This window comes from Streptococcus sp. 'caviae', from assembly GCF_001937065.1.
Lineage (GTDB): Bacteria > Bacillota > Bacilli > Lactobacillales > Streptococcaceae > Streptococcus.
Map to the genome: position 1 here is coordinate 1 of NZ_MOWR01000024.1, position 472 is coordinate 472.

Annotated in this window: 1 tRNA gene and 1 rRNA gene; both read left to right on the top strand. The window is 43.2% G+C overall.

Going from position 1 to position 472, the window contains the following annotated elements:
- Positions 1–9 precede the first annotated feature (9 nt).
- A 5S ribosomal RNA gene (gene rrf / locus BMI76_RS10470) occupies positions 10–125 on the top strand.
- A 5-nt stretch (positions 126–130) separates the two neighbouring features.
- Positions 131–204: transfer RNA gene (locus BMI76_RS10475), tRNA-Asn, on the top strand.
- Positions 205–472 lie beyond the last annotated feature (268 nt).

Sequence of the window (472 nt, forward strand, 5' to 3'; positions counted from 1 at the left end):
ATTCAGCAGTTAAGTGACGATAGCCTAGGAGAGACACCTGTACCCATGCCGAACACAGCCGTTAAGCCCTAGCACGCCTGAAGTAGTTGGGGGTTGCCCCCTGTGAGATAGGGTAGTCGCTTAGCAAAATTCCGGCATAGCTCAGTTGGTAGTAGCGCATGACTGTTAATCATGATGTCGTAGGTTCGAGTCCTACTGCCGGAGTAAATAAACATTTTTAAACACCTCAATGAGGTGTTTCAGGTTGCAGACAAACTCTATAGTTAGCATTTCACAAGCATACACATCTTAGGATAATATCAATTCACAATCGATAAGAAAAATAGGCGAATTAAATGAGTCTGACTCAGATACTTTCCGCTGCAGCAAAAAACGAGAGTGGGACAAAAATCAGTAAATCGTGGCAAAATCACGATTTTGATTTTGTTGTCCCACCTCCGCACAGTTGATTAGGGATTGACATGAACTAACG